Genomic DNA, 22,946 nt, shown 5'->3' with positions numbered 1-22,946 from the left:
AAATCTACATGCGAGCAGATCATCTGTATTATCCATTCCTATTCATTGTTTAGTCATCGCATTTCATTCATTTCATTCATACTCGCTTTTATTCCCTAAATCATTTCTGCTATTGTGAAATTATGATGACATTAGCAAAGTCATCATCTCTATATTTAATGAACTCTAACGAACTCCTAATTGAACTCAGGAAGTTTGTACTTACAAAATCAGGATTAAGGAATATCGACCCTGCACATTGTAAAGTAATTTCTGAGTATGTATTCCAAGAAACTAAAAACTATGTTAGTGAAACCACTATCAAACGTTTCTTTGGTTTTGCAAATACATTACATAAATTTTCCTTGTTCACCTTAAATAGCTTATCTCAATACATTGGCTATTCTGACTGGGATTCATTTAAAAAGGATAAACAACATAACATTTCCGTTGATCAAAGCTTATGGCAAACCTTAAAATTGAAGGCCCGGACCATTACCGATTTATCATTAGTTAACAAAAAAAATAATTCAGGTGTTCCTTTTGAGTTCACCGCTAAAAGAAGTTTTTATTATCCTGATTTTGATTACTTTTTAAAGAATAGTTACCAGTTTGCCACCATTAGCGCACAACCGGGTCAGGGGAAGTCGATCTTAATTGCACATTTGGTTGAGCATTTTTTCCATTCAGAAAATGCGTTGTATAAAAATGATATCGTTTTACTCATCAATCCAAATACCATCAATTCTGCTGTTCAGGAAGGATTAACTTTGAAAGAATGGTTTTTAAAAGAGTTTAACTTTAATAGCGTAAGCGAATTAATTACCTATATAAAAAATAATCCGGGTAATAAAGAAGGGCGCTTTGTTATCATTATAGATGGCATAGATGATTACCTTTCGCATAGCAATAGATTTAAACTTTTTGTAGATTTTCTCTACAGCATTGAGGAGAATAATTTCCTTAAAACCATAATTAGTTTACGAACCAATAACTGGATAAACCTGCAACCTGTTTTAACCGGATCTGCATTTTTAACTAAACATTGGTATACCGGTGTATTTTATGATGAAGACATCCTTTGTAATGTGCCGCCATTAAGCACCAAGGAAATTTTATATACGTTAAGCCACATTGAGAAAAAGCTGGTCACCGTAGATGACGTAAGTCAGGCATTACTTACACAATTAAAAATACCGTTCTGGCTACAGGTTTATTATAAACTTATTAGCGAAACAAGAACCCTTGAATTGGATGATCCGTTATTGTGTTATGAACTGATCAACTCCTTTGTAGAGAAGAAAATATTTTTAGCTAAAAAAAGTACAGAGAAAATTTTTTTATTAAAGAAGATTAGTGAACATATTTCTGAAGGGAATAAAGGATTAAGAGTAGCAAAAGAAAACGTGCTTACTTTTATAAACAGTTATCCGGAAGCATATGAAGAGCTTCTTTATACCGGTATGCTGATCGAAGAAAAGCGCTACAGCACCGCTATACCAACTGAGGTGATCAGGTTTTTAAACGATGATATTTACACCTATTTCTTGTTTATTCAAATTACAGAAACTTTTAAGTATAAATCAAGCAAGGCCCTATTCGAATATATTTTATACCATTTTTTACCAAGAACAGCATTAAGAACCAATATTATAAACTGGACTATCCGTTTTTGTATCAATAGAAATGAAATCGCTGAGCTTAAGAATATTCTAAAGCTTCCATTTACGAATGAAGAAAAAAATAATGCCTTTGATTTTATCTGTTGCGTTTCTAAATATGAGCTGAATAAACCCAACTCAAAATTTAATAAACAAAGCATTGGTCAGGATTTCATCGACCTCATGGCCTCGGGCAGAACGATGAGCAAGTTGTATAAAGAAACTATAAAAAATATTTCCGACAACGTGCTGAATGAGGATGTACAGATTATGTTGCACATTATTGAATGTAATATCTCATTAATCGATATAGACAAAGCATCACTGGTGAATACGATGCAGTTACTAAAGCGCAACTATAAAAGGCTAAATGAGCTTTTCCCCATTAATCCTTATGATTTAATCTTATACTTTTATAATAATCTGATTAATAAACCCAATGAAGGTGGCTCTCTGGAAGATAAAATTATTAAGCTTTGTCATCAGATCGACCGGACGCCGCCACTAAAAAATGAAGCACTAACTACTATAGAAGTATTATCCTACAGATTGGTACTAACTACGCTATTTACACAGAAAAATTATGCAGAATGCCACCGCTTTATTATGGCAATTTTAAATAAATATCCAAATATTTTCTACCTCCGGAATTCTGTATTCTCCCCTTTTCTACTCATTCATTTAGGCCATACTTACCTTAAACTTAACTATTATAAGAAAGCACAAAGAATTGTAGCGTTTGTAGAGAAAATTATAGAAAATGATTACACTTACTACACTAAATTTATTTCTGTTGGATTTTTCGTTTTCAAAGCCAGTTTCTATAACTGTATTCACAATTATGAACAAGCGATAGTAGAAAGCAATTTGGGTTTAGAAATTGCCGCGAAAAACGATTTCAAAATGATGGAGGTGGCACTTTATCTGCTTAAGATAGATTCGCTCAAACATTCTGATGTTTCTGAAGAAGTATCTAACGTGATTAAAGAATTGTTAAATTTCTTGTCGCATTACAAAATTTCCATGCCGGATTACACCAACTTAAATGGTGGAGAGTTTGAGCAAACCTTTAAAGTATTAAAATCATATCGAAAATAAAAAGCCTGTTGAGGGTAGTCAACAGGCCTTAAAAATCTCTATTTAATTAAATTGTAGAGTTCATCCAATTTCGGCGATAGTACAATTTCTATTCTTCTGTTTTTACTTCTGCTTTCTGCATTGGTATTTGTACCTAAAGGTTGAAACTCACCTTTTCCGGTTGCGGTCATCCTTACACTTTCTACTTTCTCATTTTCGGTTAAATAACGTACAACCGATGTGGCCCTTAACACACTTAAGTCCCAGTTATCTTTAATCTGGCCAAGGTTATTAATTTTCTGGTTATCGGTATGACCTTCTACCGCGATATTAATTTCGGGCTGTTGCTTTAATACATTTGCAAGTTGAGTTAAAGCTTGCTTGCCTTTCTCATCAATAATAATACTTCCCGAAGGGAACAATAACTTATCTGTCAGGGAAACATAGACCTTACCATTTTTGATTTCTACGGTTAAACCACTTTTAGTGAAGCCCAATAATGCCTGCTGAAGTTTTTCTTTTAATGAATTAGTTGCTTCATCACGCTTACGCAATACTTCTTCTACTTCTTTTAAACGCTTTTCTCTTGCGGCTAAATCACCAGATAGTTTAGTGATTTCGCTGGTTGAATTATTTTTAAGTTTTTTGTAGCTCGCATCAACTTCGTTATAGTTATTCTGCAAATCTCTTAATTCTTCAGCCATTAAAGTGGTATCCTTTTTAAGCTTTGCCACTTCTTTCTCCAGGTTTTCTATTTTAACCAGTCCCTCATTAAAAGCAGTATACAAAGAATCTTTACTCCCCAGCAATGCCTTATATTTTTTGGGAGATAGCACCACGCAGGAGGTAAGCGATGAAATAAACAATAGAACGGCAAAAGCTAAGAAGGTATTTTTCATGTGTAGTAATTAGTATTGAGATTTTAGTATCAAGTATTGAGATTTCAGTATTAAGTATCAAGATTTTGGTGTCAAGTATCAAGATCTTAGTATCAGGTATCAAGACTGAATGTGTTTTAGTTATTGATTTAATGCGTTTCTCAAAAATACAACTAATGGTTGTACGGCTTTAAAAGAACTTATCAACTTATTAACGAGTGTGGGCTTAAAAAATTCTTCATCAGCCAATTCCATTGTAGCTTCGAAACTTTTGAGTTTTAAAAATTCGATATTCGGATCAGCAGGATCATAACCTTTAGGTGCATTTTTTAAAGCATTTGAAGTGCCGAGTTTAAAACTGCTTTTGAAATCTTCATTATTGATAATATCTTTGAATTCGCTGATATTGTAATCTATTTCTTCTCTGATGAGTTTAAGATGTGGTGCCTCTGGCATCCAATACCCTCCGGCAATAAAACTCTTTCCTGGCTGAATATGCAGGTAATATCCAGGCCCGTTACCCCCTTTATTTTTTGCCGAAAACCAAATGCCAAAATTATTTTTGTAAGGATCTTTATTTTTACTGAAACGAACATCACGGTAAATGCGCATTAAGCTTTTCTTCGCATCAGTTTCCGCAGAAATTAATGGATCTGCTTTAGATAACTCAGTGATCAGCGCAGAAACCAGATTTAAGGCATCTTGTTTTGCTTCTTCGTATCTGGTTTTATTCTCAGCAAACCACTCCCTGTTATTGTGATTTGCAACATCTTTTATAAACTTTAATGTTTCTTTTTTTAACATTGCTGAAAATTAAAAAATTATATTTAAAATGGTTGATAGGCTAAAATATCCATCGAACAGATAACCTATAACCTGGGCTTCTGACTTATTTATCGTAATATGGCTTATACTTAATGTTAGGCGATAAAACGTGAAGTAGTATAATTCTGGAATATCGGTAATTAACAGGGTAAAGAATGAAACACCCAGCAAAAATTACAATAAGATAGTGCCAGAAGGTATCATCTGTTAAGGGGCCAAAAAGAAGATAGGTGGCAAAACTGGCGGTGAGCATCTCGATCACATTCATGGCATAACTCACATACATGGCCGCATAAAAGTAACCGGGCTCAATTTCTATTCGCTGCGCACAATGCCCACAAACCTCCTTTGTATGTTGAATATTCCAACCGTACATACTTCCTGTAAAAATATCACCTCTACGGCAATGCGGACATTTACAATGTAAAATAGCATAAAGCTTGGTTGTTCCCATTAATAATTAATAATGTCCTTTTACAGAAATAATATAAACAATATCTGAAGAGACTTCATAAACTAAACGATATTCATTATTTATTCTCCTCGACCAGAATCCGGAAAGGTTATGTTTTAAAGCCTCTGGTTTTCCAGCACCTTCAAATGGATGTTCAGAAAGTTCGTTTAACAAATTCAGGAGTTTCTTTAAAATAACATTATTGCCTGCTTTTTTGTGATAATCTATATCGTTTTTAGCTTGATTGGAAAATTCTAAGTGAAAACTCATTACAAACCTAATAAGGCTTGTAAATCTTCCTTTTCTACTCTTGTTACCTTTCCGTCTACAATCTCTTGCTTACTAAGTTTGATTTTATTAACAAACTCTGGGTTATATGGATTTTTAGTTATTTCAAAACTTATTTCCAATGCTTTAGCTATAGCTTTTAAAGCGGTTAGCTGTACTTCATTTTTAGGGTGTAAAATAAGTGTTTCCATAAATACAAATTTACATATTCAACGAATAGTTTTTAAATCAACTGTTAGTTTAAATTAAATGGCTCTTTCTTCATGTCCAGGTGAACATTTTTCTTGCGGTATTTTTTATACCAAACTACACCAACAACTATTGCCATAATGTACGGAATGGCCAGAAGATAAATTACACCGGTATTTAAACCGGCAGAGACTGTATTTCCGTTTTTGTTACCCTGCTCAGCATTGATGCTACACATGGCACATTGGGCATTAACCTGTAACACGGTTGCAAAGTTTAATACCGCCAGAAATAAGATAAAAATAATTTTCCTTTTCATGTTCACAAATATACTGATTTAACGATTGTACGAGATTAAAAATTATGTCATAAAAAACCCCCGCTTTTTGGGCGAGGGTTAATTGAGAGACAATTACTGAAATTTTTTATTTAAAACAGAAATCCGGAAAAAGTAAAATTCGGATTTTGTACGCTTCTAAACTGTCCTAGAATTTCACCCGTTGTTGGGTTTGTAAAATATGCCAGCGTAAAAGTATCGGCGTTGATCCGTTGTGTAGTTAACGGTGCCATTTGCGTTACAATTAATGATGCATTTCCTGTTGGCGCAATGCCAGTGAATTTATAAACGCCGGCAGTTGTTTTTGTAAATGTATAAGGGAAATCGGCTACAAACCTATTTGCACCCTGATAAATATCAGCACTTAACAACATGGTATTATTAATGGTATTGAAATTAAAAACCATTCTGTCTAATCTCAGATTATATCCGGATGTAAGTGTTCCTGCAGCCGCAGCAGCTCTGCGGGTAACAAACTCTGTTCCCCAACCAGGGTAATTTGTGGCATTCGGCACCACCATACCAGAATACTGTATCCCGAGTAATAAATGTAAAGGATAAAGCGTAGTTGGAGAAGATAAAACTTCGAGCCTTGCGCCATCTACCGTGGTAAAGAAGAGTTGTTTTACCGGGTCCCAGGTAAGTTCTTGTATTGATTTACCTTTATAAATTAAAGCTTCCCTAAATCTAATTCCGGTTAATGTAAATGCAAACCCCGTTGAGGCAGTACTTACACCTCCACTTCCATCATCCCAGATTAATGTAACCACCTTTTGATTATAATTAATTGATGTCTGCACTTTTATGGCATCTACCAATGTGAAGTACATGTTGTTATTATTATCAATGTAATCAACCGAGGTAAAAATAGAATTGAGTAAGCCTTCAGCATTATAGAGATTTTTCTCTGCCTGAGTAGCCTTTACCAATACCAATTTACTTTTTAGCAGTTTACCAGTAAGCATAATGGAATCACCCACCTGCTTATCAAAAGTAAATTCGAAATCAGAATATAATCCCCAACCTGCATTTCCTCCAAAAGTACTTGGATCAGGGTCGGCCAGAATATGTAAGTAACTATAAGTATCGAAGGATAATGTTGGGTTTTGTAATGCTTTTACCCGGAAGGTACTTTCCATGCTTTCTCTAGCCGGATCAACATCCAAATCAGCATACATACTAACTTTATTATCTTTGGTAAAATTGAAGTAGAATGAATAACCACTTCCGCCTGCGGGATATAGGAATGCTTTCCAGCCATTGGCACTTCCGGTTAATTCGTTGGTGTATTTGGTTACTGCAGCAGTAGTTCTTTCCTCTGGTCTTTCACCATCTATCAGTACCTCTTCCTTTTTACAGCCAGTAAATAAGGCAAGAGATAAGAGTGTATATATTAATATTTTTTTCATGTTTAATTTCCCCTTAAATTATTGACCCATTGTACCATAAAAATATGAATTGGCATTAGTGGTTTTGTAGAACGCGCCTAATGAACCTACGAAGCCAATTTGACCAGGTATAATCTGATTGATCCAGTTGATTCTAAATGTTCCTGTTGTTAAATATGTATTTATTGAAGAAACTCCAGGTCTTAATGTATTCATATTACCATACGTAGTAGCAGTTGGTTGTGTAGCATTCAAAGTAATTAAAGCCACTCCTGTTGTTGCGTTTACTACCATGGTATAGTCTGCATCTGCTTGCAGAGCGGAGCCAGCCGCATTGAGATAGTTATACCTAACCGTAAGTAAATTATTTGCCCCAAAAATTAATTGCATATTAATTAATTGCCTACCTGCTCCTCCAATTGCAGGTACTGCTGTTTTTGCAGTATTCCACGCAGCTAAAAATTCTGCAGACTGGTTCGGATCTACTGATGGATTTGTTGTTAGCGTTGTATAACCAATTCCCGGGCCTAGCATTCTGTGTAAAACCGGAGGTGAAATTTTGAAAAGCGCTTTCTGCACCTCCCCTTGTAACTGATAAAAATCAATGTTAAAAGCAGTTTTGAAATAATCTACTACATACTGCTCCTTTTTCTTCAGCTTAACCTGAGCATCGGCTGGTAAGGCGGCTACAATTGCATTATATTGTACGCGCCCCATCATCAGCATATTCGATGATTGTTCTGCAAAATCTTCTCCTGGTGAAACCCTTGCATACTGCGTAATGAAACCTAAAGAATATGCTTCGGTTAAAGATCTCTGTGTCCAGTTAGCTTCATAACCGCCTCTTGAAACTGTTTGATACTCTGTAGAAAAATCAACGGTTTGATTTAAGATGTGCGTGTACTCATGCTGAATAACCTGGATCATTTGCTTTACCGATGCCAAACTCGTTTTATCAAAAGAGTTAATCACATAAAGAACGATTTTTCTTCCACCTTCAGCTGTTCCTAAAGTAATGGTTCCATTGGTATTGTATTCTGCACTACCTGCCAAAACAAACTGCTTTGGCGATATCTTCTTTATAAAATCTGCACCTCCAGCGGCCTCGAATGGCCTAATCCATACATCGCGAACCATTTCCATTGCAGGAATCACCTGCTCAACTACCGGTGGCGTAATGTTTTTCCCGGAAGGCAATTCAAAACGGTCAAATCTATATTTCGTTTCAATGTTATATGGATTTAAAAAATTTTGGTCTAACCAAATATCTGTACTGTTTTTATTGGTAATAATGTTTTGATTGATCGCATCTAAATTCGCATTCAGCGTTTCTTCTTTTTTACAGGATGCAAGGAATGTTAACATGGCTAATGCAACAAATCCATTTTTTAATATCTTATTCATAATTATCTTGGATTTTGGGCTATACCAGAAAGTGTAACCTGATTAGGTAACTGAAATAACTTACGTGGATCATCTGCTGCAAGTGTAATGGTTTCAAATGAGCCATTAACCTTATAAACTCTGTGCTGAACCGGCAATTTGTATCTTAAAATATCAAACCATCTTAAGCCTTCCTGTGTAAACTCCTTCTTTTTGAAGTCTAATATGGTAGCAATCAAACCTGCCTTAGCATCAGTTGTACCATAAAAGGAAGCAATTTTAGCTAAGGTTACAGCATGTGTTGTTGAGTTATAATTTAAAATCCTTGTACTGCAGTAAGTATTCAAATCTGCAAGGGCCAAAGTATTTTGTCCGGCAGATGCATAAGCTTCAGCCCGGTTTAATAAAGCTTCATCAGCTGTTAATACCGGTACAATGGTATATGGGAAACCAATTGTAGCATTCGGGCTTGTTCTTACAAAATACTCATTCCACTTTAGCATCGTATAATGCGGCACTCCATAATAGGCAGATTTATAAGCCCAACGTGCCCCGGTAACATTTACCGTAAACATTTCGTTGTTTTGAATCTGGCCAAAACCATATCTTGGTGAAGTGGTTCTTGCCCATGCTGACGCTGTTTCTATTAACAATAAGGTTGATGGTTCACTAGCCTGGGTAAAGTTGATTACCTGTTCATCTAAAGTGTAGGTATTATATCTGGTATTCCATGGCCTGAGGATTGTTGCAAAAGCATTACCTGGTGAAACCGCGCTTGCATACTGAATCACTTTTTCATACTCCTTCTTAAATAAGAAAAACCTTGCGGCAAATGCATTCGCAGCTGCTACGTTAAAATGATATTTGGCTACCTTATAAGCTGTATTCCTGATTAAGGGTAAGCCTTCCAGTAAATCTTTTTCAATACTGGCATAAACGGAAGCAACCGTACCCCTGTTATATTGAGCAGAAACCACTTTCTCTGGCGTGGTAACATAAGGAATACCGGGAGAATCATTACTTCCTGCCGGATCATAAGCCTTTGAATATAAGGTTACCAGCATAAAATGAGCGTAAGCACGGGCTACTAATGCTTCACCTTTGTATGGAAGTACGGCGCTTCCTAAATTGTTTAGTTCAATTGCTTCTAACGCCGCGTTTGCTGCCGCGATGGCTTCATAACAAGAATTCCAGTACTGTGTTGGCGTATCTTCGATATTATCTTCATTATCCTGCCAATAGTATGGTAGCGAAACCGTTCTGCCTTCAGTACCAATTCCAGGACCTTTATCTTCGGCATTATCAGAAGAAGTCTCCGTAAATGCAATGTAATTACCTTCAGGATAAGCACTTGTAAGCAATTCCGAAACCTTTTCAACAGTATTTATTTGAGTTCTTTGATCTGGTGCCTGCTCTAAAAACTTTTTACATCCAGTTGTAGATATAAGCGCTAAAGCAATGATCGATATATATATTCTTTTCATGATATTTTATTTAGAATCCTACCTTTAGAGATAATGTGAATTGACGGGGAATAGGCAAGGCTACACCTCCTGATCCAAAGAATTCAGGATCCTGACCATTCAATTTTTTATCTGAATAGATTAAGAATAAGTTATTACCAACAGCACTAATTGAGGAATTAGTTAAGCCTAACTTTTTGGTATACTTACCTGGAATATTATAGCTTAAAATAATCTGTTTCATCCGAACAAAGCCACCATCTGCAACACGTTCTGTAGAATAATTATAGTTGTTATAAGCATAATTATTTCCAAAAGCCTGAGCTTCCAATACATCTAAAATAGAGGGCACATTGGTTTTCAACTCATCACCCTGCATTTCCCAACGGCTTAAGAAAGCTTTAGGCATGGCATCTAAATCAGTGTAGCTGGTTTTAAAAGCTGGCGAAAGGCGTACTTTGTTTCCTGCTGCAAAGGTGACCAAGGTAGACAAGGTGAAATTTTTATACCTAAATGTATTGGAGTAACCACCAGTATATTGAGGATCAATTGGTCCTTCATATTTTAAGTACTTAATTACATCACTTTGTAAATAAACATCTCCAGTTACAATGCCTTCATCGTTAATAAATCTTGGCGAACCATTTAAGGGATCTAAACCTTGAAAATCAAGCGAAAACAAACCTCTTTGAGAATAACCTTCGAGCGGACCACCATCAGCACCAATTAAACCGAAAATAGATGGCTGATTTTTTAGGTTGGTAATCTCGTTACGGTTGTAACCAAATATTAATTGTGTAGACCAGTTAAAATCAGAAGAAGTAATTACTTTGGCCCCTAATGCGGCTTCGATACCTTCAGATTTCATATCAGCATAGTTTGCTTGCTTAATTGCTTCGCCACCTATACCTGAAGTTCTAAAAGCGCCTATCAAATCAAAACTTTTTCTCCTGTAGGCATCAACCGTTAATGTTAAACGTTCTTTAAATAAGCCTAAATCCAGGCCAATATTTAATTCATTTAATTTTTCGAAGGTTAACTCGGAGTTTTCGAGACCAGAAATATATAATTTCGTTTCTTTTTCACCCAAATACGGACGGCGGGTACCCATACTTTGTACCACTAAACTAGAGTTTGTTGCAGAACCCATACTGGCCACCAAGCCATAAGTTGCTCTCAACGTAGCGCGGCTAACAATGCGTTTAAGCCGCTCATTTTGCATGAAGTCTTCCGTATCGATATTCCAGGCACCAGAAACATTCCATGTTGGTAACCATCTTGCTGTTGGTGATTCTCCTAATAAATTTGAACCATCATAACGACCCGTGGCATTAATGCTATATTTTCCTTTGTATGAATAAGCTGCCCTTAATGAATAGTTTAAATAACGTTCATAGCGATAATTCATGCTATAGTAGTTAAAGCCACCTTCAACATTTTGTTTCACTATGTTCGGATCAATAAAAGGAACGCCCCCTTTATCATATTGATAACCATAACCATCGAAAATTTTGTTCTGACGATTAATGTAACGCATCTCCTGAGCTGCAAAAACATTAAATAAATGATCTTCATTAAATGTCTTATCATACTCTAAACTGTTACGTACATAATAGTTGGTGATGTTATCATCGTTGGTTTTATAAAATCCACCATAAGGCAATACAGATACTGGTAAAGCATTTGGATTATCAGGATTTCTATATAAAAATTTATTATTGTTCCTAATAGTTGCATCATCAGGACTGATACCCGCACGGTATGCTTGTGCCATGTTGGAGTTTTCGGTAATTTTATGCTCCTGACTGGTTTTAGCAAAGCGATAAGCCCCGTCAAATGAATACTTTAAATTTTTGGTGATTTTATATTTTACCCCCCCTTGCACTTTAAAATCAATAAGTCCAAGTTCTAAAGTATTATTCTCTAATTCATTAAGAATATTAAACGGGGCATAGTTTTGAGTGAAGAACTCCCGATTACCATTTGCATCATAAGGCGTTAATGCACGACTGGTATTTAAAGCATAGCTAAATGGATTAATATCAAAATCGCGATCGTATGTACCATAAACAGGATTTCCATTTCTACCCAATGTACCCGGTGCTTGCTGATCGCGGATTGATCCTTGCGTAATTAATTCAAAACTTAGCTTGTCGCTAATCTCAAAATTTCCGCGAAAATTTCCAGTAAACCTTTTCACCTGATCAGCAATTGTCCAGCCGTTATCTTGTAAAAAGCTGGTTGAGGCATAAATTTTAGATTTTTCAGTTCCCGTAGCCACACTCACTGAATGTTCCTGCATTAATGATTGCTTAAACAATACATCAAACCAATCGGTATTGGCATTTGCATAACGCTGCAAAAATTGTTTTTGACTTTGAGCGTCATTTTTCAAACCATAAGTTCCCGTTGCAGCATCGTACTTATACATTTCGTTGTACATTTTGGTAAATACACCACCATTCGCACTACGCGATGAACTGGAGTGGTTTAACCAACCCTTATTTTGCATTTCCAGATAAACATTCATCTGATCTGCAGAATTTAAGATGTCGAAATTATCATATGATGGTTTCATATAACTGGAGAAGTTACCTGTATAGGAAATAACTGGTTTTCCAGCGGTATTTCTTCCTTTTTTAGTGGTAATAATAACCACCCCATTCATGGCCCGGGCACCATATTGCGCAGTTGCTGCGGCATCCTTTAAAATATTAAAACTCTCAATATCATCAGGATTAAGACCCGCTACTGAAGATCCAACCAAGGTTGACGGATCACCTGTAGATAATTGTTCGTTGGAAATGTTGACCACATCTTCCAGTATAATCCCATCCACTACCCATAATGGTTTATTATCACCAGAAATAGAGGTAGCACCACGAACACGAATTTTAGGCGCCGCACCAAAGGTTCCGGATACGTTTTGAACGGATACACCCGCCACACGACCTTCAAGCATTCTGCTTACATCTGTAATACCATCTCTTTTTACATCAGAAGCCTTTAATGATGTAGCAGCACCGGTAAATAACTTTTTATTTAATTCCTGGTAGCCGGTAGATACTACATTAACTTCGCTAAGTTGCTCTGCATCTTCTGCCAAAACAACGTTTACAACTGTTTTACCATTAATTGGCACTTCCATGGTTTTATAACCCACATAGCTAAAAACTAAAACAGCATCTTCTTTTACTGTGATGGTATAATCTCCGTTTGTAGTTGTAGAAACTGCATTTGCAGCTCCTTTTTCTCTAACACTCACACCAGGAAGTACAGCGCCAGACTTATCTCTTACCTTACCTGTAATCTTTACAGCTGCAAAATAATCAACCACCTGATCTAAAATTGATTTATCCTCATGTTTAATCAGGATGGTTTTATCTTCAATAGTATAAGTTAAATCCCTACCGGAAATGATTTTGGCCATTACTTCCGTAATAGTTGATTTATTAAAATCTGCATTAAAGGTAGCCGTGCTTTTGATCTTATTGGTTGATAATAAAACATCGTAACCAGATTGCTTTCTGATTTCTTTGATCATTCTCTCCAACGTAACATTTCTTTCCTTTAAGGTAATCAGTTGACCAAACGAAGCTGCACTAACCTGCATCAGGGAAGCAAGCAATATGACCGTAATTAACTTCATCATCAATAGCAATTTAGGTATGTAGCGGCGATGCGTACATAAAATTCTTATATAAATTTTGTACATTTAATAGTCTGTTTTTTTTGCGGGACACAGTATTGTTTAAGCGCATAATGTGCCTTTCGCGGTTATCCAAGAAATAATTAATATTAAATCGATTCCGGTTTTCCGGAATAGCCAGACAGATAAATTAAAGGGGTGTTACAAGCACTCCTTTTTTTATCTCATTAGCTTTCGAACGTTAGTGCTGTTGTCGAAGTTTCTGCATAGTTGGTTTGGTTTAGGTTAAGGTTGATAGTTAATAGTATTTTTAGAGATAGGGGTTAGTTACTCCTCCATCTGTTCCTTTTTAATCTTTGTAAACAATGAGTTTGTTTCCCTGCATCTCAAAACGAACTTCACCAGTTTGTTCGAATTTTCTTAATACCTGAGAAATTTTATCAAATCTGCTTACCGTACCGTAGTACATCACATCTTTGGCTTCTTTGTCTGCATATTCTACTTTGACATTATACCATCTGGCTATTTTACGGAGGATACTTTCTTGCTTTTCATTGTTAAACATAAAATATCCATTTTTCCATGCCACAGATTCATCAGAATCTACTGCCTTAATTTCGATTCCATTTTCAGATAATACCGATTGCTGACCGGGTTTTAAAACCTCATATTCATTTGAGTTATTAATCGCTGAAATTCTTACGCTTCCTTCCAGTAATGTCGTTTTCGTCAGGCTTTCGTCGGTATAACTATTGATGTTAAAGTGCGTACCTAAAACCTCTAATTTTTGTTTATCCGTTTCAACGATAAAAGGATGCTTGCTGTCTTTAGCTACCTCGAAATAAGCTTCGCCTTTTAATTTGACCTTCCGAACAGTTGTTGTACCAATGTTTATTGGGTATTCTAAAGAAGAAGTTGCATTCAGCCATACCGTAGAACCATCAGGTAAACGTATTTGCCACTCTCCGCCGTTCGGGGTTGAGATGATATTAACCTGATTATCATCAGCCGTGGCACTATTTTTTTCAATATTATATACCAATTGTCCACTGGTGGTTTTTGAAATGGATAAGCCGGCTTCCTTAATCAAATCGCCATCAGCGATATCGTTTAAGGAAATTTTCCTGCCATTGGCCAGTGTTAAGGTAGCCTTATTTCCACCCGGAGCAATGTCGGTTAAAAAAACATGCTTTTTTTCTCTGTTGTTTTGAAAGCGTAATGTTACCGCTAATGCTAGTGCAAGAACAGCTGCTGCTGCCAGCCACTTAAAATAAATCTTAATCGAATGTTTTTTAGGAGCAACCAGCCGATCAACCGATAAAATATGATCAATTACCTGGTTCCATTTATCATGATCGATATTTTCTGAATCTGGTTGTGCCTGAGCAGATTCATATGCATAAAGCATATTGGTTATTTCAGCAGATACAATGGAAGGATATTTTTCTACCAAACTGAGCAATTCAGTTTTCTCATCTGTTGCCAATTGGCCAGACTCGAATTTTGCAACCAGAAATTTTACTCTTTCTTCCATAGATCTTATACTAAGAAGCAAAAAGAATGAATCAGGACTATCGAAAATTATTTATTTTTTAATTTTTTATCGAGACCTCTAATAAAACCAGCCAGATTAGTGGAATACCATGTTGAATCAGGTTTTCTCGAATGCTTTTTAACGCAATTACTAAAGCATTTTTGACAGTACTGGGAGATAGACCCAGAATTTCTGATATTTCAGGAATAGTTTTACCCTCACCCCTACTCAATTCATAAATTTTTCGTCGTTGTTGGGGTAATTTCCCTACTGCAGATGTGATTAACTTATTTATTTCGTTCAGATGAATGGAATCAAGGGTAACATTGTCGCGATCAGAATGGCGGCTTTTTAATAAATCGATAGCCTTATCTTCTTTAACCTTTTTTCTAAGATAGCTTAAGCATTCATTAGAAACATATTTATATAGGTAGGCTTTTACGTTTTCAACCTGTTCCAACTTATCGCGGTTTAGCCAGATGCGCAGAAAAGCATCTTGAATAACTTCCTCAGCAGCATGTTCAGATTTTGTAAACTTAAGCGCAAATGATTGTAAAACAGATAGGTATTTAAAAAAAAGAATTGAAAACGCTTTTTCACTCCCTTCAACAATTTCTTTAATCAGCTCCCGCTCTTTGTCACAATCCTTAAAAGCCATATATCAATCGGTCATCATTCGTTTCAAATAAGTAAATCACGAGGATATCAAAAGAGATATGCTTAGGCCATCTGAACAGAAGGCCGTAAGCATGTACCAATAATACAAAATATTGTCTATTGTTTAACAAAAAACAACATTAAAAACCTGAATCTTTTTAATGCTGATAATATGGCGAGATCATCAGGTAAACCACCACACCTGTAATGGCTACGTATAACCACAATGGAAACGTAATTCTGGCGATTTTACGGTGTTTATCGAAACGCTCTGCCAAAGCTCTGACGTAGGTAACCAGTACCAATGGAATAATTGCAATGGAGAGTAAAATATGCGTGAGCAAGATAAAGAAGTAGGCGTATTTAATCGTGCCCTCACCTCCGAATTTGGTAGAAGGTGTAGTCATGTGGTAGGCAATGTACATCACCAGAAACAATAAGGAACAACCTATGGCAGATTTCATTAGATTCTGATGGAGTGCAATCTTACCATTTTTAATTGCCCAAACCGCAATCACCAATAAAATTGCAGTAATGCCATTAATGGTGGCATAAATAGGTGGCAAAAATGGAAGTGTAGGCGCGTCTATACCCAAATCCTTAAGCTTCACAACAAATAAAAATGCAACTGCTACAGGTATGAAGATGGAAAGAATAATAATCCACTTGCTATATTTTTTCTCAATTGAAGAATTTTCCATGAGTTTAAGATATTAATATTTTATAGTACTGGTAGTGAACAACTGTAACAGATCATTTGCAAACTGAGAACTGTGAACTGATAACTGTAAACTATCGCCCGTCTTTAACATTCCTCAGATATTCTGCAATCAACACTTTAATTTCATCTTCTAACCTGGCTGTAGATTCCGGGCTATCGGTTTCATAAACACCCCGTATGCGATGCTGTACGTCGATCAATAAAATTTTATTGCTAAAAATATAGCGCGGCTTTTCCTGACTTTCATCACTAACTATATCTAATAAGAGGCCCTTGCGGATTAGTGGATAAGTGATGCTGGTATCACCGGCAAGAACATTCCATTTCTCTGGCTTGGCACCCAATTGAGCAGCATAAGCTTTAATCTTAGTTACATCAGTCGGATTTACAGACAGGCTTAAAAACTTCACCAATGGTTTCTTTTCGTAACCCTCAGCCAGGGTTTGGATGTATTTAGTTACCCCTGCATTAGTTGCTTCGGTATTAACTAAGTTTAATACGATTATTTTGTCTTTAAGTGTTGCCCAGGAAACGCTGTCGCCACCTTGATTGATGAGTTTAAAATCAGGTATCTGATGATAAATGGTATCTGGAATCTTTTTGCCCTTTACGGTATGGAAGGTTGATGCAACCACTTTTTCTCCAAAAATCGGAAGGCTCTTATATCTGTTCTTAGCGAACTGTGGCAATAAGTAAAAAAATAAAAATCCCGGTACAGCTAAGGTGCTTACCAGGATTATTACTTTTTGGATGGATTTCCCTTTCATTAATGATTCATCATGTGGATATTCAAAAATCCACCTTCAATTAACATTAAAACAATAAAATAGATAATGAAAATTAATGATAATATTAAAGAAAGCTGAAAACCTAGTTTCTCATATTTCAGGTGCATAAAATAGGCAACGATATAGAAAGCTTTCACTAAAGTTAAAGCGATATAAACGAAGTTACCAATTGAATGACTCATGTAGCCGTTTGGTAAAACCCAAAGTGCTACTATAAATTCGATTACTGTAATCAATAAAAGGATACCAAATACCTGCCAGATTTTACCTTTTGATAAACCTGCGTGTTCTTCGTGCCCTTCTGTATGTGTGTGATGTTCTGACATGATAATATTTTATAATAGTGATAAATTAAACCAAATAGAAGAATGTAAATACAAACACCCATACCAAATCTACAAAGTGCCAGTATAAACCAACTTTCTCAACCATTAAATAATGACCTCTTTTTTCAAAAGTTCCATTGATGGTCATTACCAGTACAATGATATTGATGATTACTCCACTGAATACGTGGAAACCGTGAAATCCGGTAATGGTGAAAAACAAATTAGCAAATTGCTGTGCCGCAACAGCAGAAACATCACCATTAAAGAATTCTTTCAATTTCTCAGCGGTTGGAATTTGAGCAAACCAAAACCCTTCATGGTGTAGGTGTGTCCATTCTAAAGCCTGGCAACCTAAGAACATGAAACCACCAATAATGGTAGCAACCATCCACCAGATTACTTCTTTTTTCGCACGGCGATGACCAGCTTCAACAGCTAAAACCATTGTTACAGAACTCATGATCAAGATAAAGGTCATAATCCCCACAAATACTAGCGGAGCACCTGAATCAGTAATACCCGGAACGGATTGGAAAACCAAATCAGGATCAGGCCATGTTAATTTAGAAAAACGCTGAGCGCCGTAATAGATTAATAATGATGAAAAGGTAAAAGCATCTGACAAGAGGAAAAACCACATCATGATTTTGCCATATTCTACCGACCACGGAGAACGGCCACCATTCCATGGCCCGGTTTTAACTTGATCTAATTGTGATACTGAATTCATTTGGAAATAGTATAATAGTTTGTTAACAAATTTAACGGTTCAAAAGTAAAAAAACATACAGATATATCCATAATATATCTATAAAATGCCAAAAAATAGAAGCAATTTCCATTCTATATTTGCTTTTAGCTGGCGAGATGTTCTTGTAGCTACCCACCAAGGCACTAATAATGAGTCCAACGCCACCTATAATGTGTAATAAGTGTAAGCCAGAAACCACGTAGATAAATGAAATGGCAGCGTTATTACCCACTAGCGTAGCTCCGGTTTTAACCATACTGCCCCATGCATTAAACTGCATTACACCAAATGCAACAGCTAAAATAACAGTTACCCATAACATATTGCGTTGAAGGCTGAAGTTTAGTTTCCTCATCGCTTTAGCAGCGAGAACCAGAGAAATACTACTGGCAATGATTACCAGACTGCTATAAATAAATGCATCAGGCAATACCAAACCATGGCCCTTACCTTTTGATGCTGCAAATACCAAATAGTAACTGGTAAAACCACCAAACATAATGGTGGAGGAAACCACAAAAAGCCAGACAATAAACTTGCGAGGTTTTGGGTCAAATGTATCTTGGATTTTTTCCATTGTTAGCACCATAAAATTATTTTGCTATAAAATTTAATAATAACCCCAGCTGTACAGCTGGAATGTAAAAAAAAGAACAGAACATTACTTTCCTTGCATCGGCAAGGTCTCTGCTCAATAAAAGTTTTAATGCCAGCCAGCTAAATATTAAACCAGCAATTAAGGACAAACCAGCAATGTAATAACCGCCAAAACCATAAAAGGTTGGAAGCAGACTCACCGGAATTAAAATCAGTGTACTCAAAAAAGTAAGCAAGGCTGATGTCTTATCCCTCTTCTTTGTAGGCAGCAATCTAAAACCAGCTTTTTTATAATCATCATCCAATACCCATGCAATCGCCCAAAAGTGTGGAAACTGCCAAACGAATTGAATTAAAAATAATACGATAGCGATCCAATAATCAATCGGTTGAAACATTTCGGCCTTTAAATTTCCAAAAGCAGCAAGATACCCGATCAGTGGTGGTAAAGCCCCAGGGATTGCACCAACAAATACTGCTATTGGAGATTTTCTTTTTAAGGGAGTATAAACAAAGGCATACAAAAAAATAGAGAATACGGAAAGCAAACCTGTTTCGAGATTGAGCTTTCCTAATAACCAGGTACCCAAAAAAGCCATAAAGACCCCAATAATTAAGCCCTGCCCTGTGGTCATCCTTCCGGCTGGCATAGGTCTGTCTTTGGTTCTTGCCATTAACTTATCCAGATCCTTTTCAATAATCTCATTAAAGCAGTTAGCAGCGGCAGTAACTAAAAACCCACCGGCAATTAGGATCAGCCAGTTTCCCCAGTTGATGGATTGCACAATATTAGTTTCACCTAAATCATTCATCCTCTTTACCCAATTGAGATCATGGCTTCTGCCAATTTGCATCTTCTGCCCAATTAAAAAGGAAATTGAAGCCGAAAACACCACCGTAAACGATAGCCTGAATTTGATGAGTTTAGAAAAATCTGAGAAAACCTGTTTCAACTTCCTTAAATATTATTGTTTATAAGTACTTGTGCGATAAACCAACAAATACAAATAAAACTGTAAACTAAATAACAACGTAGAAAATAAGATATGCAATGCCTGCGCTGCTGGTGGAAATGCAAAATATGCCAATGCAAAACCACTTAATAACTGAATGAGTAAGGTAACCAAAATAAACCTTGCCGTTAATAACGGCGCTGCCTTTCCACTAAACCTATCGATTACCATTTTGTAAACAATCGCATTAGAAATAACCACCAATATGGCTAAATCTCTATGGTAAGTGAAAATGGAATCCAATCGTGAAATCCAGGTATCTCTTAAACCATTTGATAACGATTTCGCTACTACATCAACAGACTCTCTTACTTCTGTACCCAAAACAATCTGAAGGATACTTAACATTACTGTAAATAATAAAAAGCCCTTAAGCCAAAGGATCCGGTACATAATTACCGATGGTGCTTTATTTAGTTGCTTAGCATAATTGTAGGTATAAATTGATATTGCTAAAATAACCAACGCTAAAAGCATATGCACCGTAACTACCCATTGTGCCAGATTTGTAGAAACCACTATGGAACCTAACCAGGCCTGATAGCCGACTACCAAAATATTTAGTACACTTAAAACAATGATTCGCTTCGCAGTCTTTCTGTAAGTGAAAGAGTAAACCAACGTTAAAAGCAAGAATATCCCTGCCAAAACTCCGACTAACCTATTGATGTACTCCACCCAGGTTTTAGTAGCATTAAATTCTTCAGGCACCGTAATGCTTTGATCATGCCTGATCGAATCTGCCAGTGCTACTTTACCCATACTTTCTAAGTATTTGGCAAACTTTTCATTTTTCTTTAACCGTCCGGCTACGTACTTTTCTTTATAATCTGCCGGCAATTGCGAAACATCAGTAGGCGGAATATACCGATCGAAACATTTTGGCCAGTCAGGGCAACCCATACCAGATCCCGTACTCCTTACAATACCGCCGGCAAGAATAACCATTAACGTAACGATAATGGTTATTAAATTAATCCTGATAAATCGTTGTTCTGATCTGCTGATCATTATACTTTTTTATGTGAAAGGGGTATCTGGATAAGCAGAAACTTAATCAGATACCCCTTTTAAATTGTATTAAAGCTTTCTAATTAGCCTTTGTTTTCTTCAACCGGATTAGCCAATTCCCAATCTTGCTGTATTTTTTCTGCTTCTGCATTTCCTTCAAAATCGTGAGGCAAGTTAGAGCTCATGGTTTGAGAGAAAGGAACCGTTTGTGGAATAAAGTCTGCATCATGACCAGGTTTACTGTAGTCATATGGCCATCTGTAAACTGTTGGAATTTCTCCTGGCCAGTTACCGTGTATGTGCTCAACTGGTGCTGTCCACTCTAAAGTATTTGCTTCCCAAGGGTTTTGGGGAGCAACTTTTCCTTTAAAGATTGAATAGAAGAAATTGAACAAGAATGCTACCTGTGCTAAAGCGGCCATAATTGCTGCCCATGTTACAAATACGTTAACTGTTAACCATTTTTTCATGAATTCGAATTCAGTGAAAGCATAGTAACGACGAGGTACACCATCTAAACCTAAAAAGTGTAGTGGGAAGAATACCAGGTAAGCTGCAATGAAAGTTAACCAGAAGTGTAAGTAACCCAATTTAGGATTTAACATTCTTCCGAACATTCTAGGGAACCAGTGATAAACACCTGCAAGCATACCAAAGATTGCTGCAGAACCCATTACCAGGTGGAAGTGGGCAACAACAAAGTAAGTATCGTGTAAGTTAATATCTAATGATGCATTACCTAAGAAGATCCCGGTTAAACCACCAGAGATAAAGAATGAAACTAAACCAATTGCAAACAACATTGCCGGAGTGAAACGGATGTTACCGCGCCATAATGTAGCTAAGTAGTTAAAAGTTTTTACTGCTGATGGAACCGCAATAATTAAAGTGGTAATCATAAATACACCACCCAATAAAGGATTCATACCTGTTACAAACATGTGGTGACCCCACACGATAAACGAAAGTACAGTAATACCAATTAAAGAGTAGACCATCGCATGGTAACCAAAGATCGGTTTACGGGAGTTTACAGAGATAACTTCTGATGAGATACCCAATGCTGGCATAATTACGATATATACCTCAGGGTGACCTAAGAACCAGAATAAATGCTGCCATAAAATTGGAGATCCACCTTCGTTTGGTAAAATATCAGTACCCATAACGATATCAGAAAGATAAAAACTGGTACCAAAACTACGGTCAAATATCATTAATACAACACCAGCTACTAAAACCGGGAAAGATAAGATACCTAAGATAGCAGTTAAGAAAAGTGCCCAGATGGTTAAAGGCATTTTCCAAAGATCCATACCTTTAGTACGCATGTTTAAGATGGTACTTACATAGTTAATACCACCCATTAAAGATGATGCTACGAAAAGAACCATACTTGCTAACCATAAGGTCATCCCCATACCAGATCCCGGCATTGCCTTCGCAATAATGGATAGTGGCGGATATACTGTCCAACCACCAGATGCTGGTCCGGTTTGTACGAAGAATGAAGACATCATGATCACACAAGCTAAAAAGAACAACCAGTATGAAAGCATGTTTAAGAATGGAGATGCCATATCTCTGGCGCCTAACTGTAGTGGGATTAATAAATTACTAAAAGTACCACTCAAACCCGCAGTTAATACGAAGAATACCATGATGGTACCGTGAATGGTTACTAAGGCTAAATAAAAATCAGACTTGATACGACCACCTTCAGCCCATTTTCCTAAAAATGTTTCTAAGAAAGGGAAGCTTTGATCTGGCCAGGCCAATTGAATACGGAATAAAATTGATAAGCCCATCGCAATCACTGCCATGATAATACCTGTAATTAGATATTGCTTAGCAATCATTTTATGATCCATGCTGAAGATATACTTGGAAATTAAGGTTTCCTTGTGGTGCCCATGATCAGCGTGATCGTGATTGTGTTCGTCGTGTAATGCTATTGTTGACATAATTCTTTCG

Annotated in this window: 21 protein-coding genes; 1 reads left to right on the top strand and 20 read right to left on the bottom strand. The window is 36.5% G+C overall.

What is annotated here, in order from left to right; all coding sequences use genetic code 11:
- Window positions 1-158 precede the first annotated feature (158 nt).
- Entirely contained in the window at window positions 159-2,738 is a 2,580-nt protein-coding gene (locus tag ACN1CD_RS07630; RefSeq protein WP_419129819.1) for a hypothetical protein, read from the top strand.
- Window positions 2,739-2,776: 38 nt separating this feature from the next.
- Here ACN1CD_RS07630 and ACN1CD_RS07625 read toward each other — a convergent pair whose 3' ends face one another.
- From ACN1CD_RS07625 to ACN1CD_RS07530, 20 genes are all read right to left on the bottom strand, one after another.
- Window positions 2,777-3,616 (bottom strand): OmpA family protein, encoded by an 840-nt coding sequence (locus ACN1CD_RS07625; protein WP_419129818.1) that lies wholly within the window; start codon window positions 3,614-3,616, stop codon window positions 2,777-2,779.
- Between the two features lie 120 nt (window positions 3,617-3,736).
- Complete coding sequence (locus ACN1CD_RS07620) at window positions 3,737-4,399, bottom strand: DUF2461 domain-containing protein (protein WP_419129817.1); 663 nt, start codon at window positions 4,397-4,399, stop codon at window positions 3,737-3,739.
- A gap of 85 nt (window positions 4,400-4,484) precedes the next feature.
- Window positions 4,485-4,874, bottom strand: a complete 390-nt coding sequence (locus ACN1CD_RS07615) for a DUF983 domain-containing protein (protein ID WP_419129816.1) — start codon at window positions 4,872-4,874, stop codon at window positions 4,485-4,487.
- A gap of 6 nt (window positions 4,875-4,880) precedes the next feature.
- Window positions 4,881-5,144 carry a Txe/YoeB family addiction module toxin gene (locus ACN1CD_RS07610; protein ID WP_419129815.1) on the bottom strand — a complete coding sequence of 88 codons (264 nt, stop codon included), beginning with the start codon at window positions 5,142-5,144 and terminating at the stop codon, window positions 4,881-4,883.
- Window positions 5,144-5,353, bottom strand: coding sequence for a DUF2683 family protein (locus ACN1CD_RS07605; RefSeq protein WP_419129814.1), 210 nt, complete (start codon window positions 5,351-5,353; stop codon window positions 5,144-5,146). Before ACN1CD_RS07605 ends, ACN1CD_RS07610 begins: the two co-directional genes overlap by 1 nt.
- Before the next feature lie 44 nt (window positions 5,354-5,397).
- Window positions 5,398-5,670, bottom strand: coding sequence for a hypothetical protein (locus ACN1CD_RS07600; protein ID WP_419129813.1), 273 nt, complete (start codon window positions 5,668-5,670; stop codon window positions 5,398-5,400).
- A 110-nt stretch (window positions 5,671-5,780) separates the two neighbouring features.
- Window positions 5,781-7,097: a DUF4302 domain-containing protein gene (locus ACN1CD_RS07595; RefSeq protein ID WP_419129812.1), complete on the bottom strand. Its 1,317-nt coding sequence runs from the start codon at window positions 7,095-7,097 to the stop codon at window positions 5,781-5,783.
- Between the two features lie 18 nt (window positions 7,098-7,115).
- Entirely contained in the window at window positions 7,116-8,480 is a 1,365-nt protein-coding gene (locus ACN1CD_RS07590; protein ID WP_419129811.1) for a zinc-binding metallopeptidase, read from the bottom strand.
- 2 nt (window positions 8,481-8,482) lie between these two features.
- The gene (locus tag ACN1CD_RS07585) at window positions 8,483-9,943 is read right to left on the bottom strand and encodes a RagB/SusD family nutrient uptake outer membrane protein (RefSeq protein WP_419129810.1); all 1,461 of its coding nucleotides are present in this window, start codon (window positions 9,941-9,943) and stop codon (window positions 8,483-8,485) included.
- Between the two features lie 10 nt (window positions 9,944-9,953).
- Window positions 9,954-13,574: a SusC/RagA family TonB-linked outer membrane protein gene (locus ACN1CD_RS07580; RefSeq protein ID WP_419129809.1), complete on the bottom strand. Its 3,621-nt coding sequence runs from the start codon at window positions 13,572-13,574 to the stop codon at window positions 9,954-9,956.
- Between the two features lie 346 nt (window positions 13,575-13,920).
- On the bottom strand, window positions 13,921-15,105 hold the full coding sequence (locus ACN1CD_RS07575) for a FecR family protein (protein WP_419129808.1): 1,185 nt from the start codon (window positions 15,103-15,105) through the stop codon (window positions 13,921-13,923).
- Between the two features lie 58 nt (window positions 15,106-15,163).
- Entirely contained in the window at window positions 15,164-15,763 is a 600-nt protein-coding gene (locus ACN1CD_RS07570) for an RNA polymerase sigma factor (RefSeq protein ID WP_419129807.1), read from the bottom strand.
- A 157-nt stretch (window positions 15,764-15,920) separates the two neighbouring features.
- A complete protein-coding gene (locus ACN1CD_RS07565; protein ID WP_419129806.1) occupies window positions 15,921-16,463 on the bottom strand; it encodes a DUF420 domain-containing protein in 543 nt (180 codons plus the stop codon).
- Window positions 16,464-16,554: 91 nt separating this feature from the next.
- The gene (locus ACN1CD_RS07560) at window positions 16,555-17,250 is read right to left on the bottom strand and encodes an SCO family protein (RefSeq protein WP_419129805.1); all 696 of its coding nucleotides are present in this window, start codon (window positions 17,248-17,250) and stop codon (window positions 16,555-16,557) included.
- Window positions 17,250-17,597, bottom strand: a complete 348-nt coding sequence (locus tag ACN1CD_RS07555; RefSeq protein WP_419129804.1) for a cytochrome C oxidase subunit IV family protein — start codon at window positions 17,595-17,597, stop codon at window positions 17,250-17,252. Before ACN1CD_RS07555 ends, ACN1CD_RS07560 begins: the two co-directional genes overlap by 1 nt.
- A gap of 25 nt (window positions 17,598-17,622) precedes the next feature.
- On the bottom strand, window positions 17,623-18,330 hold the full coding sequence (locus tag ACN1CD_RS07550; RefSeq protein ID WP_419129803.1) for a cytochrome c oxidase subunit 3: 708 nt from the start codon (window positions 18,328-18,330) through the stop codon (window positions 17,623-17,625).
- Window positions 18,331-18,361: 31 nt separating this feature from the next.
- On the bottom strand, window positions 18,362-18,928 hold the full coding sequence (locus ACN1CD_RS07545) for a cytochrome c oxidase subunit 3 (RefSeq protein ID WP_419129802.1): 567 nt from the start codon (window positions 18,926-18,928) through the stop codon (window positions 18,362-18,364).
- A 16-nt stretch (window positions 18,929-18,944) separates the two neighbouring features.
- Window positions 18,945-19,901 carry a heme o synthase gene (gene cyoE / locus ACN1CD_RS07540; RefSeq protein ID WP_419129801.1) on the bottom strand — a complete coding sequence of 319 codons (957 nt, stop codon included), beginning with the start codon at window positions 19,899-19,901 and terminating at the stop codon, window positions 18,945-18,947.
- A 12-nt stretch (window positions 19,902-19,913) separates the two neighbouring features.
- Entirely contained in the window at window positions 19,914-20,972 is a 1,059-nt protein-coding gene (locus ACN1CD_RS07535) for a COX15/CtaA family protein (protein ID WP_419129800.1), read from the bottom strand.
- An 83-nt stretch (window positions 20,973-21,055) separates the two neighbouring features.
- Window positions 21,056-22,936 carry a cytochrome c oxidase subunit I gene (locus tag ACN1CD_RS07530; protein WP_419129799.1) on the bottom strand — a complete coding sequence of 627 codons (1,881 nt, stop codon included), beginning with the start codon at window positions 22,934-22,936 and terminating at the stop codon, window positions 21,056-21,058.
- Window positions 22,937-22,946 lie beyond the last annotated feature (10 nt).

The organism is Pedobacter sp. N23S346 (genome assembly GCF_048515415.1).
Classification (GTDB): domain Bacteria; phylum Bacteroidota; class Bacteroidia; order Sphingobacteriales; family Sphingobacteriaceae; genus Pedobacter.
Note: the sequence above shows the minus strand (reverse complement) of the source record. Positions and strands in the feature narration are given on the sequence as shown.